Origin of the sequence: Roseibium album, assembly GCF_965233825.1 — a bacterium.
Lineage (GTDB): Bacteria > Pseudomonadota > Alphaproteobacteria > Rhizobiales > Stappiaceae > Roseibium > Roseibium album.
Genome location: NZ_OZ247583.1, coordinates 1,451,303 through 1,466,265 on the forward strand (window position 1 = coordinate 1,451,303; position 14,963 = coordinate 1,466,265).

The following is a 14,963-nucleotide window of genomic DNA, read 5'->3' on the forward strand; positions in this document are numbered from 1 at the left end:
GGGGGGAAGCATGGATTTTCTCATCGCCTTGGACAAGCGGCTCACATCTGTTCTGGAGTGGGTTCTGATCGCGCTTTTTGCGACATTTCTGGTTCTTGTCTGTTTGCTTGTGGTTCTCAGATACGGCTTTGCGTCGTCGATTTATGGCGGCAACGAATTCGTGACGATCGCCTTCCTGTTCACCAGTGCCATTGGCGGCGCGGTTTGCATCACCAGGCGTGAGCATATTGCGATCACCTTCTTTGTCGACATGCTGCCCTATGAAGCGAAAAAGTGGACTTACATCATGGGTCTCGCCCTGATCGCAGTGATCAACGGCGCGATGGTGACCTATTCTATCGGCTGGATTTCACTTGCCGGCCATAATCCCTGGCAGCCCTTTGGCTGGCCGCAGGGTATCGTTCACGCAGCCGTGCCGGTCGGTTGCGGGCTGGCGGTCTTCTATTGCTGCCTGAAAATCGTGCTTACCGCGGCGGGCCGGGAAAGCATCGACGTTCTCTGGATGCCGGAGGACTGATGCAATGTTGATCCTTCTTCTCAGTCTGCTGGTTCTGCTGGTCATCGGCGTTCCGATCGCCTACGCACTTGGACTTTCCGCATTGGCCTATTTTCTGGTCGAACAACCAATGCTGATCGGTGTCCTGCCCCAAAGGTTCTTTGCCGGCATCAACAGTTATGCGCTGATTTCGCTGCCGTTGTTTATCCTTATGGGCTTCGTGATGAACACCGGCGGTATCACCGGCCGTCTGCTCGACATTTCGAATTTCTTCGTCGGGCGCCTGAAGGGCGGGCTCGGTCTGGTGAATGTCGTCGCCTCGATGGTCTTTGGCGGGATCTCCGGTTCGGCAGCGTCCGATACCGCGTCGATTGGATCGGTCCTGATACCGGAAATGAAAAAGCGTGGTTATCCCGCTCAATTTGCCGCCGGGATCACCGTCGCCTCTTCCACAATGGGCATGATCATTCCACCTTCCGTGGCGATGGTCATCTATGCCATCGCCGCTCAGGAGTCGGTTGGTCAACTTTTCCTCGGCGGGGTCATTCCGGGGTTGATGGTCGGTATCTTCCAGCTGGCAATTGTCTGGTATCTGTCCAGGAAGAACGACTATCCGACGGAAGCCGTTCCGTTCACTCTTGCGGAAGCCTGGCGTCAGATACGCCGCTCGGCGATCGTTGCCGTCATGCCGCTGCTGATTGTCGGTTCCGTCGTTTTCGGAATCGCAACGCCGACTGAGACGGCTGGTATGGCCGTTGCCTACGGTCTGCTGATCGGGTTCCTTATCGTCGGGCTGACTTCCCTGAAACAATTGCCGGGTGCGATGCGGGCGGCAATCCTGACAAGCGCCAAGATCATGATGATCATCGCATTTTCCCAACTCTACATCTGGGTGCTGGCACTGGAACGGATCCCGGATGCGCTTGCCGCCTACGTGATCAGCCTTGATCTCGGCCCGATTGCGCTCATGCTGGTGATCACCGCCGTCATCCTTGTTGCCGGAACCTTCATCGACGTCAGCCCGGCTATCCTGCTCCTGACACCGGTGCTGCTTCCCGCAGCGCAGTCCGTCGGGATATCCGGTGTCCATTTCGGTGTGGTGATGGTGTCGGGCCTTGCCGTCGGCGCGTGTACTCCGCCTGTCGGCAATTGCCTGAATGTGTGTGCCGCGATCGCCCGTATGGGGATCGGCGAGATATTCCTCGGCGCTGCTCCCTTCCTGATGGCCAATGTCCTCGTGCTCATCCTGATGTGCATTTTCCCGCAACTCGTTCTGTGGGTTCCGAGCCTGTTTTTCTGAGGAGTTTTTTGGGCAGCGGGGTGTCTTCCGGACCAGCCCGGCGCAATCAGCGCCCGAAACCCCCGCATCAGCCGACACCCGGCAGCGGGTGCCAGTCAACAACCTCCGGAATGTCCGGATGAAATAGGAACATGAAATGTTACGCGCAGGTGTCATCGGATTGGGGGATATGGGCAGCGGGCTTGCCAAGAACCTGATCAAGAACGGATTTGAGACATCAGGCTTCGATCTGAGCGAAGAACGCTTGGCAGCGTTCACCGCGCTGGGTGGCAGGGCCGCCCGAAGTGTTGCCGATGTCGCGGCAAATGCGGACGTCGTCTATGTCATGGTGATGAATGGGAACCAGGCCAAGGCGGTCATCCTTGGAGACGACGGCCTTGCCGCCAACATGACGGACGGCGGGACCATAATCCTCACCGCTACGATCAAACCCTCGGAAGCACGCCAGATCGGCGAGGAACTGACCGGTGGATCGATCAACCTGATCGACTGCCCGGTCTCCGGGGGCTTCCCGGGCGCCCAGGGCGGTACACTGACAATGATGGCGGCAGGCACGCCGGATGTTCTGGAAAAGGCGCGGCCCGTCATGGAAGCCGTCTCGCAGACGATCCACGTTGTCGGCGAAAGACCAGGGGAAGGTCAGACAGTCAAATCCTGCCTTCAGTCGCTCATAGGGTCGATTTTCTCCGCAACCTTCGAGGCTGCGGCTCTGGCGGCAAAGGCCGGGGTTGCCGGTGAAGTCATCTACAATGTCTTTTCCACGTCGGGCGCCGGTTGCGGCGTGTCGAGAACTGCTCTGGAGAACATCATCGACCGGAAGTTTGAAGGCACCGGCAGTCACATAGCGACCATGCACAAGGATCTGACGATCGCTCTCGATCTGGCCCAGGGTCTCGAAGTGCCCATGCAGACCGCCTCGACCGCGATGCAAATCTTCCATGCGGGCAAGTCCAGATATCCGAACGGCGACAACTGGGTCTGCACCCGGGTGATTGAGGAAATCGTCGGCGCCGAACTGCATCGTTGAAGTTGGAGAACAATATGAAACTTGGTGTTATCTGCGATGGGATCAGCCGGGACCTGAAGCATGCGCTGACGGTTATGGACGAGTTCGGCCTGGACTATGCCGAACTGCAGTTTGTCGGCGAGAAGGAAGTCGGTGACCACACAAAGGAGGAAATCGCCGGGATCAAGGCGCTGCTCGACGGGCACGGCAAGCCGGTCAGTTGCCTGTCGCGCCATGTCTTTGCCGGCATGACGACCGCCAACAGGGCCGGGGACGAGCTGCACACGAAGCACATGGATGCCTTGAAGCGGGTCATGGAAATGGCCCATGCCGTCGGCTCGCCGCTGGTGCGGATCATGACCAACAAGAAGGAGCAGATCCTGTGGGGCAAGGGCGGTGCGGAAAAGTGGAACGTCGCCAAGGGCGCCTGGGACGCAAGCCTGCCGTTGATCGCTCCGGCCGTCGAGCTTGCCAGGTCGGAGGGTCTGACGCTGGTGGTGGAGACCGGCAACGGCACGATGGTCAATTCAAACTACACGGGCCGCAAGCTGATCGACGACCTGGACGCAAAGGATGCGCTGAAGGTTCTGTGGGACCCGGCCAACAACTGCTGGTGCCATGAGCGAGCCTTTCCGGAGGGCTACGAGGAACTGAGGGGCGGTTATCTCGGTCATGTCCATATCAAGGATGTTCTGGTGGACACGCCGCGCGCGACCCTGGAAGTCCGGCGGATGGGGGAGGGCCAGCTGGCCGATCAGTTCCAGCCGATCGCCGAAGCGCTGCGGGCCGATGCCTATGACGGGGTGATCTCCTTCGAAAGTGTCTATCACCCTGGCAACGGCGATTTCGAGGCCGGTTTCCGGCTCTGTATCGACCGGTTCAGAGAAATCTTCGGGTAGGACCTCCCAGTCTTCCTGAAGCAGTCGCCCGGTGCCCTCTCCCGGCACCGGGCGTTTTTTTTTGGGTTTCTTGCAGGCGCCATTGTTATGCAAACGGATAAACGCCGGCAAAATAGGGATGCAGATGCGCCAGACCAACATAGGCGAACAGACCGACGAGCAATCTGATCAAGGTGCCGCCGGGGTTTGAAAGTTGGGTCAGGTGAGCGGCCCTGGCGGCATTCAACTGCCGTGACCAGTCTTCGCCCATTTCCCGCTTGCGCCGCCTGTCGATGAGTTTCATGCCTAGAAGGGAGAATATGGCGAACGCTCCGAACAGGATCACATGTGCAAGATTTCCGTTTGGAACCAGGTGTGCGATCGACCACAGGAACAGTGCGACAAGAATAGGATGTCGCATCCATCGGACGATACCCGGCCTTTGCGGATCGAAGCGCTCGTTATGTGCACCGCCAAAGGAAAACGGATTTGGAACGGCAACACCGAATGCCGCAATCAGGCAGGCCGGTAACATCGCGATGATCGGAACCCAGTTTTGCCAGGGTTCCCAACTCCAGAGCTCGACATAAGGCGCTGCTTGCGCCGCTTCTATCATCCACCACAGGATTGCCAAGGAAAGCAGCGAGTAGGCAGCGGAAAAGCCGCGGGGAGTCAGAAACCTTACCAGAACCGGGCGGACCGGTGGCCGGACGAGCAGCATATGCGAGGCAAAGAAGACTGCGAAGGCAGCCGTATAGTTGATCCAACCATTTTCAAGCATTGCGTTTTCCGGATTTGACTGGTGTTGGTGCAGATTCATGGAGGGAATGTTTTATGAATGTTACAGTCAAGTTTTTTGGGCAGACTTGACGATTGTCAAGACATTCGCGCCTCAAGCCTGTGACCATGCCTCTTTCCAGGTTGTCGCCCGCATGACGGGCAGGTGACCTCATTGCTGGAATTCCACCACGAGGCATGTTCATGGCCGCAGCCCTCCATTCACCAGACGTCAAAGGACCGCGCCGGTTTCCAACGGTCCTGACGGCGGGTTTCCGATTCTACTTTCTGTCTGCCGGCCTGTTTGCAGTATTCTCAATGCTCGCCTGGACGCTCTGGCTGGCAGCACAAGCGGCCGGTGGTGATGTCGCGACGGTTCCGATGTCGATGGCTCCGCATCTGTGGCATGCCCACGAAATGCTTTATGGCTATACGGTTGCGGTCATGGCCGGCTTCTTTATCACTGCTGTTCCGAACTGGACAGGCACCAGGGAGGCAGGCAGGGTATTTGTCACGGCCAGCGGTTGCGTCTGGTTGTTGGGGCGTCTGGGCATCTGGTTTTCAGGGGTTTTCGATCCGGTCGCCGTAGCCCTGGTTGATCTTGCCTTCATTCCGATATTGTCGACTGCAATTCTCGGGCGCCTTGCAAAAAAGTCCCAGGCAAGAAACATGATCTTCCTGTTTCTGCTCACGGCGCTCTTCCTCGGCAATCTTCTGATGCACCTCGACTGGATCGGCTGGAGCAACAATACTGCGGAAGCCGGTGTACGGGTTGGCATTTTCGCAAGCGCCGCAATGATCGCAATTGTCGGCGGCCGGGTTGTTCCGGCCTTTACCCGCAACGCGCTCAACCGTGAGGGCTACGGGGTCTCCCTGCCGCAATCAAATGCCTGGCTGGATCGGGCCGGTATTCTCCTTGCGCTTCTGGCGACACTTGGAAGCCTTCCCTTCGTACCGGAGGTTCTGTTCGGATCGGTCTGTTTTGCAGCCGGAGGAGTAAACCTGGTGCGTTTGTCGGGTTGGCGGGGATGGGCCGTGCGCAAGAGCCCGATCCTGTGGATCCTGCATGTTGCCTATCTTCTGCTGGCGGTCGGCTATCTCCTTTATGGCAGCGCGCTGATGCTGTCATTTATGAGCGAAACCGCGGCTCTTCATCTGCTTGCGGCAGGCGCAATCGGCAGCATGACACTCGCCATGATGACCCGGGCATCGCTCGGGCACAGCGGAAGGCCGCTCAAGGTTTCCCGACCGATCGCACTTGCCTACCTGATGGTCATCGCAGCAGCTCTCACCCGCAGTTTTGGATCGCTCGCTTTCGATTATTTCCCGGTGATGCTGGTGTCCGGTTTTTTGTGGACCGGAGCTTTTGCACTGTTCGCCTGGGTCTACTTTCCGATCCTTGTCATGCCGAGGCCTGCAAGACGGTCTGATTGACCCGGGTACGGTATCGCCGCGGACGGTGGTGCGGCGGACAGGTCAAATTCAGCGGCACTTGACTATCGTCAAGACTCTCTCCGGCGCGAAAGCGGAATATCGCGGCAACGTCAGACAAGACACATGTCGGAGCGCTCGAAGTGCGTCCACTTTTTCACATACTCGGTCTCTTCATACTGCTTGCCGGCCTGGCATTGCCGATGTCGTATGGCTCTGTTGCCCTTGCCGCCGATGGACTGGTCGCCACCTTTTTGGCCAAGGTTCAGCCGGAGGATATGGTCCCTGGCGCCGACAGTTTCGGCGCTTTGCGGGAAGATGTTCCGGTCGTCCCCGCTCTCAAGCGCGGGGAAACCATCGGTTGGGTTTTCCTGACATCCGACTTTGTTTCAACCACGGGATATTCAGGCAAGCCGATTCACACACTCGTCGGCGTGGATCAGGATGCGTTCGTCACCGGTGTCCGGTTGGTCAAGCATTCCGAACCGATCGTGCTGATCGGTATTCCGGATTCGAAAATCAGGGCGGTTACGGAAGGTTACGCGGGTCTTGATCTCAGGCAGGAAGCCGAAAGCGGTGGCTCCGCGCACGAACTCGATATCATTTCCGGTGCCACTGTCACGATCATGGTGATCGACGATTCCATCGTTCGCTCCGGGCTAAAGGTTGCCCGTGCTCTCGGTCTTGGTGGCCTTGCTCCTGAAATTGCCGACAAGGGCCCGAAGAAAGAGATTGATACCGGCCACCGGGACATTCTTGACTGGATGACGTTAACGGGCGACGGCTCCGTGCGCCGCATGTCACTCGATGTTGCCCAGGTGAATGCAGCCTTTTCCAGGCAGGGCGATCCGCGCGCAGTCGCCCGCACGGAACCCGGGCCTGAAACAGACACTTTCATTGATCTCTACATGGCACTTGCCGATGTGCCCACGATCGGCCTGTCATTGCTGGGGGAAGCTGAATACTCCAATTTGAAGAAGCGCCTCAAGGAAGGTGAGCACGCGCTGCTGGTAATGGGGCGCGGGCGGTATTCCTTCAAGGGATCTGGCTATGTCCGGGGGGGCATCTTCGACAGGATCCAGATGATCCAGCACGATGTTTCTGCCCGGTTCTTCGACAAACAGCAGGCCCGTGTCGGCGAGGTTGTCGCCGAAGGTGCACCCACTTTCACCGAGATGGACCTCTTCATTATCCCGGCAGATATCGGTTTTGACCCGGCTAAGGATTTTCGCCTGCAGCTCCTCGTGCAGCGTGCTGTCGGGCCGATCGACAAGGTTTTTCTGACATTCGACCTCGGATACCAGTTGCCGGACGTTTACCTGAAAACCGTCCCGGAGACGGTGGAGACGGTCCAGCAGACGACTGCCGGAAACGATACGACCAAAGTCAGTGGTGCGGAGGAACTCTGGAAACGGATCTGGAAGGGGCGCGTATTCGACATCAGCGTGCTCGCAGCAGCGATGGGCGTGCTGACCCTAGTGTTCTTTTTCCAGATGCAGGTGACGAAAAACGAACGTTTCACGTTCTGGTTCCGCATCGGTTTCCTGACATTCACGCTTGTCTGGCTCGGCTGGTTTGAAAATGCGCAGCTTTCCGTCGTCAACGTCCTTGCATTTTTCTCCTCGATAACCAGTGAATTCAGCTGGGATGCGTTCCTGATGGATCCGCTGGTGTTTCTTCTCTGGTTCTCGGTGGCAGCGGCACTTCTGTTCTGGGGACGGGGCGCATATTGCGGCTGGCTATGCCCGTTCGGTGCCCTGCAGGAGCTGACAAACCGTCTCGCTAAACTGTTCAGGGTTCCGCAGATCGAGGTACCCTGGGGTCTGCATGAACGTCTGTGGCCACTCAAATACATGATCTTCCTCGGCTTGTTCGGACTGTCCCTCTATTCGCTGGACGTTGCCGAACACTACGCAGAGGTCGAACCGTTCAAGACAGCGATTATCCTGAAGTTCCAGCGTGCCTGGCCGTTTGTCCTGTTCGCGGTTGCCCTGCTGGGTGCAGGACTGTTCATAGATCGTTTCTATTGCCGGTACCTGTGCCCGCTGGGTGCGGCACTTGCCATTCCGGCCAGGCTTCGGATGTTCGACTGGCTGAAGCGCTACCGCGAGTGTGGCAATCCCTGCCACCGCTGCGCCAAGGAGTGCATGGTCCAGGCCATTCATCCGGAAGGCAACATCAATCCAAACGAGTGTCTGAACTGCCTGCATTGCCAGGTTCTCTATCAGCACGATCAGAAATGTCCCGTCTGCATCAAGAAGCTCGCCAAGAGGCGGCGTTTCGAAAAGCAAACCGGGCTTGTACAGCCGGAGGCGTCCGCCAAATCGGAAGAGCCGGCTCCGGTTCGATAAACACCTTCACAGGCCATAAGGAGATTAGCCATGAAGGAGAAGGAAAATAATCTGGGCATGTCCCGCCGAGATCTGTTGGGCGGTACTGCAAAGACAGCCGTGGTGGCAGGCGTGGGAGCGGTTGCTGTTAGCGGCGCCAATCCCGCCTTTGCCCAGGGTGATCATCAGAAATTCGAAATGGCGCCGGGTGAACTCGACGAATACTACGGCTTCTGGTCCTCCGGGCAGGCGGGAGAGTTGCGTATTCTCGGTGTTCCGTCGATGCGTGAGCTGATGCGGGTACCGGTTTTCAATCGCTGTTCGGCGACAGGTTGGGGACAGACCAACGAGTCCCTGAAAATCCTGACCGAAGGTCTCCTTCCCGAAACGAAGGCTTATCTCGCGGCTCAGGGCAAGGTCACCTACGACAACGGCGATCTGCACCATCCGCACATGTCTTTCACGGATGGCACGTATGACGGGCGCTACATCTTCGCCAACGACAAGGCGAATACGCGCGTTGCCCGCATCGACTGCAACACGATGAAATGCGACAAGATCATCGAGATCCCCAATGCGCATGACATCCACGGAATGCGGCCGCAGAAATATCCGCGCACGGGCTACATCTTCGCCAACGGCGAGCATGAAGCGCCGCTCGTGAACGACGGCAAGATCCTGGATGATCCGTCACAATACTCGTGCATTTTCACCGCCATCGACGGCGACGAGATGAAGGTCGCATGGCAGGTGATCGTGTCGGGTAACCTCGACAACACCGACGCCGACTATCAGGGCAAATACGCGTTTTCCACCAGCTACAACTCGGAAATGGGCACCAACCTTGCCGAAATGACCGAGAGCGAACTGGATCATGTTGTTGTCTTCAATATCAAGGCGATCGAGGAAGCAGTTGCGGCCGGCGATTATCAGGAATTGAAGGGTGTCCCTGTGGTTGATGGCCGCAAGGAAGCCAAGTCACAGTTCACACGATACATACCGATCCCCAACAGTCCGCATGGCTGTAACGCGGCACCGGACAAGAAGCATATCGTCATCAACGGCAAGCTGTCCCCGACGGTTTCCATCATCGATGTCACCAAGGTGGACGCACTGTTTGCCGACGATGCCGACCCGCGCTCAGCGGTCGTGGGCGAACCGCAGCTCGGCCTCGGTCCGCTGCACACCGCTTTCGACGGTCAGGGCAATGCCTTCACGACGCTGTTCCTGGACAGCCAGGTTGCGAAGTGGAACATCGACAAGGCCATACGCGCCTATGCCGGTGAGGAAGTCGACCCGATCATATCAAAGGTCGATGTGCATTATCAGCCGGGTCACAACTCCACTTCCATGGGTGAAACCGCGGAAGCGGATGGCAAATGGCTGATTTCGATGAACAAGTTCTCCAAGGACCGCTTCCTGAATGTCGGCCCGCTGAAACCGGAGAACGAGCAGTTGATCGACATTTCCGGCGATGACATGAAGGTCGTTCACGACGGACCGACATTCGCCGAGCCGCATGACAGCATCATCGTTCACCGGTCCAAGGTGAATCCGGCAATCGTTTGGGACCGGTCCGATCCGATCTTCCAGGACGCAATCAAGCAGGCCGAGGCCGATGGTGTCGATCTGGAATATGCCGAAGACGTCATCCGCGACGGCAACAAGGTCCGGGTCTACATGCACTCGGTCGCTCCTACCTTCAGTCTTGAAAAGTTCACGGTGAAGCAGGGTGATGAAGTGACGGTCTATGTCACGAACATCGACGACATCGATGATCTGACTCATGGCTTCTGCCTGTCGAATTATGGCGTGGCCATGGAAGTGGCCCCGCAAGCAACGGCTTCGGTAACGTTCATTGCGGAACGTCCCGGCGTGCACTGGTTCTACTGCCAGTGGTTCTGCCATGCACTTCACATGGAAATGCGTGGTCGCATGTTCGTTGAGCCAAGAGGAGCCTGATCCATGCGAGGCGCCCTGAATGTCCTGACCGGAGGACTCGCTTTGTTTTGTTCGGCATTGGCGGTCTGCGGATCGCTGGCTGCCGCTGAACAGCTGGTTCCGGCAGAGCAGGGCGCCTTGCGCGAGGCAATCGAAAATGCGCAGGCCGGGGACGTTCTCCGGCTTGCTCCGGGAGATCACTCCGGTCCGGTGACGGTGGACAGATCGATCACCCTGACTGGCGAGGGCCTGGCAAGCATCGTCGGCAATGGAACCGGCAGCGTGATCACGGTCACCGCCCCGGACGTCACTGTCCAGGGGTTGACGCTGACCGGCTCGGGTATTTCCCAAGAGACGCTTGACGCCGGGGTGAAACTCACGAAACAGGCTCACCGGGCGGTCGTTCGTGACAACAGGATACTCAACAATCTGACGGGAGTGGATGTTCACGGAGCCCGCAATGCGACTGTTTCGAACAATCTGATTGAAGGTCGTCGAGACTTGCGCGTCAACGAACGTGGCAACGGCATTTACGTGTGGAACGCGCCGCACCTGCTGGCGGAATACAACACCATCCGTTTTGGCCGGGACGGGGTCTTCGTCAATACCAGTCACAAGGATACGTTCCGCAACAACCGCTTCGAAGATCTGCGGTTCGCTGTCCACTACATGCATGGCAACAGCGGTGTGATCGAGGGCAATGTCTCACGGAACAATGATATCGGCTATGCGCTGATGTTTTCCGATCGCCTGAAGATTAGAAACAACGTTTCTATCGGAGACCGCAACCACGGGCTGATGCTGAACTACGCCAACCGGGCCGAGATCGCCGGCAATATGGTCTCGGGCGGCGGTGAAAAATGCCTCTTCATGTACAATGCCAACAAAAACACAGTTACGGACAACCGGTTCGAGGGGTGTCCGATTGGTGTGCATTTCACGGCCGGGTCCGCCAAGAACCTGTTTCAGGGCAATGCATTCATCCGCAACAGGACGCAGGTCAAATATGTCGGCAGCCGCGACCTGGACTGGAGCACCGACGGACGCGGAAATTTCTGGAGTGACCACGCCGCCTTCGACATGAACGGTGACGGGCTTGCCGATACGGCCTACCGGCCGAACGATCTGATCGATCAGGTCTTGTGGACCCAACCTTCCGCCAAGTTGTTGATGGGCAGTCCCGCTGTGCAATTGTTGCGCTGGACTCAGTCGCAGTTCCCGGCGCTTCTGCCCGGCGGAATTGTCGACAATGCACCACTGATGCAGCCGCCGGACCGCAAAGACCCCATTTCAGGAGTTCAGGGATGACGAATTCCACGCTGATCGTTCAGTCGGTCACCAAGCGCTTCAAGAGCCATATCGCAGTCGATCGGGTGTCATTTGCGCTGAGGCCGGGCGAGCGTGTTGCGCTGCTTGGCCACAATGGAGCCGGCAAGACCACCTTGTTCAAGATGGCACTCGGATTTCTAAAGCGTGACGAAGGCGACATTGCGGTTATGGGAGCCGCTCCCGGTAGCAATTCGGCCCGTCGGGTAACGGCTTATCTACCTGAATCCGTTGCGTTTCCAGCTGCATTGACGGGTGAGGAAATCGTTCGGTTCTATGCGCGTCTGAAAGGTGCAAATGCCGGCGGTGCCCTTGAACTTCTGGAACGGGTGGGACTGGAGGATGCCGCCAGGAGGCGGGTCGGCACCTATTCAAAGGGCATGCGCCAGCGGCTGGGTCTGGCCCAGGCGTTGATCGGGAAGCCGAAATTTGTTCTGCTTGACGAACCGACAACCGGTCTTGATCCGATATCCCGTCAGAACGTTTATGAACTGATCGGCGAGGTCGCTGAACAGGGTGCGACGGTTCTCTTGTCTTCCCACGCATTGACCGAACTGGAAGCTCGAACTGACCGGATCCTGATCCTTTCGAAAGGACAGTTGGTCGCCGATGATGAATTGGGGACACTGCGGGCACAGGCCGGTCTGCCGATCCGGCTGAAGGTCTGGACCAAACCGGGCGCGGTCCGGGAAGTCGCCGAGCAACTTGGTGCAGGCAAGATGAACGGCACGTCCGTGGAACTCGATTGCGGCCTCGACGACAAGGTTCGCACGCTGTCGGCCATAAGTGCACTCGGCAATCTGGTCGAGGACGTTGATGTTCACGCTCCGAGCCTGGACGATGTCTATCGTCATTTTTCAAATACAGCCCAGAAGGAGGCATAAGACATGCTCTCCCGTGTCCTGACAATTGCTGCCCAGGAAATCCGGATTGGCATCCGCAATCGCTGGATCCTCCTGGCAACCCTGATCCTGGCGGTCTTTTCCCTGGCACTCGCCCTGCTCGGCTCTGCGCCGGCCGGTACGCTTGGTGTGGACCGCCTGACGATCACAGTCGCTTCGCTGGCGAGCCTTTCGGTCTATCTCGTGCCGTTGATCGCCTTGCTCCTTGCCTTTGACGCGATCTGCGGAGAGATCGAGCGCGGCACGCTGCTCATGACGTTCTCCTGTCCAATATCACGTCCGGAATTCCTGCTGGGCAAGGCCATCGGTCATACCCTGGTCCTGACTTTCGCTCTGGTGATCGGCTATGGCATGACCGCTGCTTTGCTGGTTTCGACGGGAACCGGTTCGCTGGCCGGGCTCGCCGACTTTTCCCGGTTGATTGCAACATCTGTGTTGCTTGGCGTCTGCTTCCTTGCAATCGGTTACGTGCTGAGTTCGCTGACCCGTCAATCAGGTACGGCTGCGGCTGCCGCGATCGCCGCCTGGCTTGTTCTTGTCGTCCTGTATGACCTGGCGCTCCTCGGTGCGCTGGTGGCAAATCCCAGCGGGATCTTTGCTTCCCAGGTCTTTCCATATGCCGTGCTGCTCAATCCGGCAGACGCATTCCGTCTTTTCAATCTCTCAGCGCTGGGTGCGAGCGATCTGGTCGGCGGCATGGCCGGCGTCTCGGAGGCGTTGCCATTCGACCCTGTTTTGGCTCTCGCATCTCTCGTCTTGTTTGCCGGCATGGCACTGACGGCATCGGCATTTCTCATTCGGAGGATAACGCCATGAAACGGCACGTTCTGTTGTTCCTCGTACTCGGGTTGCTGGCCGGATGCCAGGAAGACGTGGAAATTGCGAGACCGGCAGCTTTGGAGCTGACCCCGGAGGCGGCGGGGCACTATTGCCAGATGACGGTTCTGGAACATGATGGTCCCAAGGCGCAGATCCACCTGACCGGTAACCCGTTTCCCTTCTGGTTCACCCAGGTGAGGGATGCGGTCGCATTCATGCATTCACCTGAAGAACCGAAGAACATTGCCGCAATTTATGTAAATGACATGGACAATGCGGACAGCTGGAAGGAGCCGGGATTTGACAACTGGATTGAAGCCGAGGCGGCCTGGTTCGTCGTTGAAAGCAAACGGGCCGGGGGCATGGGCGCGCCCGAGACGATACCGTTCGGAACTGAAGAAGGCGCAAAGGAATTTGCAGCGGCCAACGGCGGTCGCGTTCTTCGGCTTGATGATATCCCGGTTGACTACGTTCTGGCGCCAGTCGAACTCTCGTCGGCCGACCATTTGACGCACGGCACATCGGGCGAGGCAGCAAGATGACAGGGGAACCCGCATCGGCAGGACGCATGAACAGAAGGCGCTTCATCAAGATCTGTGCCGTGGTTTCCGCAGGCACAATTCTGCCATCGACGATTGCACGATCCGCACCTGACCTGCATCGCTGGAAAGGGATCGCCCTTGGGGCGCGTGCGGAAATCAATCTCGTTCACGAAGATCGCGCGAAAGCGCTGGATTTGTTCCGGCTTGTCGAAGCTGAAATCCGGCGGCTGGAGCAGGTTTTCAGCCTCTATCGTCAGGACAGCGAGCTTGTCCGGCTTAACAGCAACGGCCGCCTGCAGGCTCCATCCCTGGACATGGTCACCCTGCTCGGGCAGGCACACCGCATCCACACGCTGACGGGCGGCGCATTTGAGCCGACTGTGCAACCGCTGTGGGCATACCATGCGGAACTGGCAGCGCATGGCGCCATGCCGGAAGGTGCAGAGGCAGAAAACGGCAGGCTGCAGACAATCCTGAACAACATCGGCTTTCAGCACGTCAACTATGAGCCGGGAATTGTCGAATTCCGTCGCAAGGGCATGGCACTCACCCTGAATGGCATCGCTCAAGGCTACATCACCGACAAGGTCACCGCCTTGTTGAGGTCGAGGGGATGCAGGGACCTGGTCGTTGACCTTGGCGAGATTTCGGCAACCGGACATGCCAGGACTGAAGGAGCGCCAGCCAGAAATGGCTGGCCATTGACACTCCGACCCGATCCGGCACGTCCATCGGCACAGGTCAAGGTCGCGCTTGTTGATGCCTCTGTGGCCAGTTCGGCCAGAACGGGAACGACGTTCGACGAGACGGGCAGGTCATCTCACATTCTCGATGCGAGAACGGGTCTTCCGGTCAAAAGTGATCTGGAAGCAGCAAGCGTGATCGCGCGTTCGGCTGCATTTGCCGACGGCCTTTCCACGGCAGCCCTCGTTTGTGGTGAGCAGGGACTTGCCGATGCGCTCGGTCATGTTCAGGAAGCGAAGGCGTTTGTTGTGAGAAGCACCGGCACGGCAGGCTGGCTGAACGGGCGAAGCAGTTGAAATCACGCTTGAAAGAACTTACCCCAAAAGCCGTTTCCCGGGACGGCTTCTGGGGCTAATAAATTTCTGCTTGGAAACATGTTCTAGAAACATCATTACGCAACGTTAGTAAACAGTTTCCTAATTTTAACGTTAAGATTGAGAGTTCAAGAAATCCCTTGAATTTTGCGGGGTC

Annotated in this window: 13 protein-coding genes; 12 read left to right on the top strand and 1 reads right to left on the bottom strand. The window is 57.9% G+C overall.

What is annotated here, in order from left to right; all coding sequences use genetic code 11:
• Positions 1-10 precede the first annotated feature (10 nt).
• The 4 genes from ACO6TI_RS06775 to ACO6TI_RS06790 all read left to right on the top strand — a co-directional run bounded on the left by ACO6TI_RS06775 (position 11) and on the right by ACO6TI_RS06790 (position 3,701).
• Positions 11-517 (top strand): TRAP transporter small permease, encoded by a 507-nt coding sequence (locus tag ACO6TI_RS06775; protein ID WP_055391867.1) that lies wholly within the window; start codon positions 11-13, stop codon positions 515-517.
• Between the two features lie 4 nt (positions 518-521).
• Positions 522-1,796: a TRAP transporter large permease gene (locus ACO6TI_RS06780; RefSeq protein WP_082442601.1), complete on the top strand. Its 1,275-nt coding sequence runs from the start codon at positions 522-524 to the stop codon at positions 1,794-1,796.
• A 136-nt stretch (positions 1,797-1,932) separates the two neighbouring features.
• Positions 1,933-2,823, top strand: coding sequence for an NAD(P)-dependent oxidoreductase (locus ACO6TI_RS06785; protein ID WP_422384607.1), 891 nt, complete (start codon positions 1,933-1,935; stop codon positions 2,821-2,823).
• A 14-nt stretch (positions 2,824-2,837) separates the two neighbouring features.
• Complete coding sequence (locus tag ACO6TI_RS06790; RefSeq protein WP_422384608.1) at positions 2,838-3,701, top strand: sugar phosphate isomerase/epimerase family protein; 864 nt, start codon at positions 2,838-2,840, stop codon at positions 3,699-3,701.
• 85 nt (positions 3,702-3,786) lie between these two features.
• On the opposite strand, the gene ACO6TI_RS06795 is transcribed toward ACO6TI_RS06790, so the two are convergent.
• Positions 3,787-4,461, bottom strand: a complete 675-nt coding sequence (locus ACO6TI_RS06795) for an NnrU family protein (protein WP_422384609.1) — start codon at positions 4,459-4,461, stop codon at positions 3,787-3,789.
• A 200-nt stretch (positions 4,462-4,661) separates the two neighbouring features.
• Here ACO6TI_RS06795 and ACO6TI_RS06800 point away from each other — a divergent pair, with 200 nt between their 5' ends.
• The 8 genes from ACO6TI_RS06800 to ACO6TI_RS06835 all read left to right on the top strand — a co-directional run bounded on the left by ACO6TI_RS06800 (position 4,662) and on the right by ACO6TI_RS06835 (position 14,788).
• The gene (locus ACO6TI_RS06800; RefSeq protein WP_422384610.1) at positions 4,662-5,891 is read left to right on the top strand and encodes an NnrS family protein; all 1,230 of its coding nucleotides are present in this window, start codon (positions 4,662-4,664) and stop codon (positions 5,889-5,891) included.
• Between the two features lie 200 nt (positions 5,892-6,091).
• On the top strand, positions 6,092-8,239 hold the full coding sequence (locus ACO6TI_RS06805) for a 4Fe-4S binding protein (protein WP_422385300.1): 2,148 nt from the start codon (positions 6,092-6,094) through the stop codon (positions 8,237-8,239).
• 30 nt (positions 8,240-8,269) lie between these two features.
• Positions 8,270-10,180, top strand: a complete 1,911-nt coding sequence (nosZ, locus tag ACO6TI_RS06810; protein WP_104704315.1) for a TAT-dependent nitrous-oxide reductase — start codon at positions 8,270-8,272, stop codon at positions 10,178-10,180.
• Between the two features lie 3 nt (positions 10,181-10,183).
• Positions 10,184-11,467, top strand: coding sequence for a nitrous oxide reductase family maturation protein NosD (locus tag ACO6TI_RS06815; RefSeq protein ID WP_422384611.1), 1,284 nt, complete (start codon positions 10,184-10,186; stop codon positions 11,465-11,467).
• Positions 11,464-12,369, top strand: a complete 906-nt coding sequence (locus ACO6TI_RS06820; protein WP_422384612.1) for an ABC transporter ATP-binding protein — start codon at positions 11,464-11,466, stop codon at positions 12,367-12,369. The genes ACO6TI_RS06815 and ACO6TI_RS06820 overlap by 4 nt, the downstream gene beginning before the upstream one ends.
• 3 nt (positions 12,370-12,372) lie before the next feature.
• Positions 12,373-13,203 carry an ABC transporter permease subunit gene (locus ACO6TI_RS06825; RefSeq protein WP_196880102.1) on the top strand — a complete coding sequence of 277 codons (831 nt, stop codon included), beginning with the start codon at positions 12,373-12,375 and terminating at the stop codon, positions 13,201-13,203.
• Positions 13,200-13,748, top strand: coding sequence for a nitrous oxide reductase accessory protein NosL (locus ACO6TI_RS06830; RefSeq protein ID WP_422384613.1), 549 nt, complete (start codon positions 13,200-13,202; stop codon positions 13,746-13,748). Before ACO6TI_RS06825 ends, ACO6TI_RS06830 begins: the two co-directional genes overlap by 4 nt.
• The gene (locus tag ACO6TI_RS06835) at positions 13,745-14,788 is read left to right on the top strand and encodes an FAD:protein FMN transferase (protein WP_422384614.1); all 1,044 of its coding nucleotides are present in this window, start codon (positions 13,745-13,747) and stop codon (positions 14,786-14,788) included. Before ACO6TI_RS06830 ends, ACO6TI_RS06835 begins: the two co-directional genes overlap by 4 nt.
• Positions 14,789-14,963 lie beyond the last annotated feature (175 nt).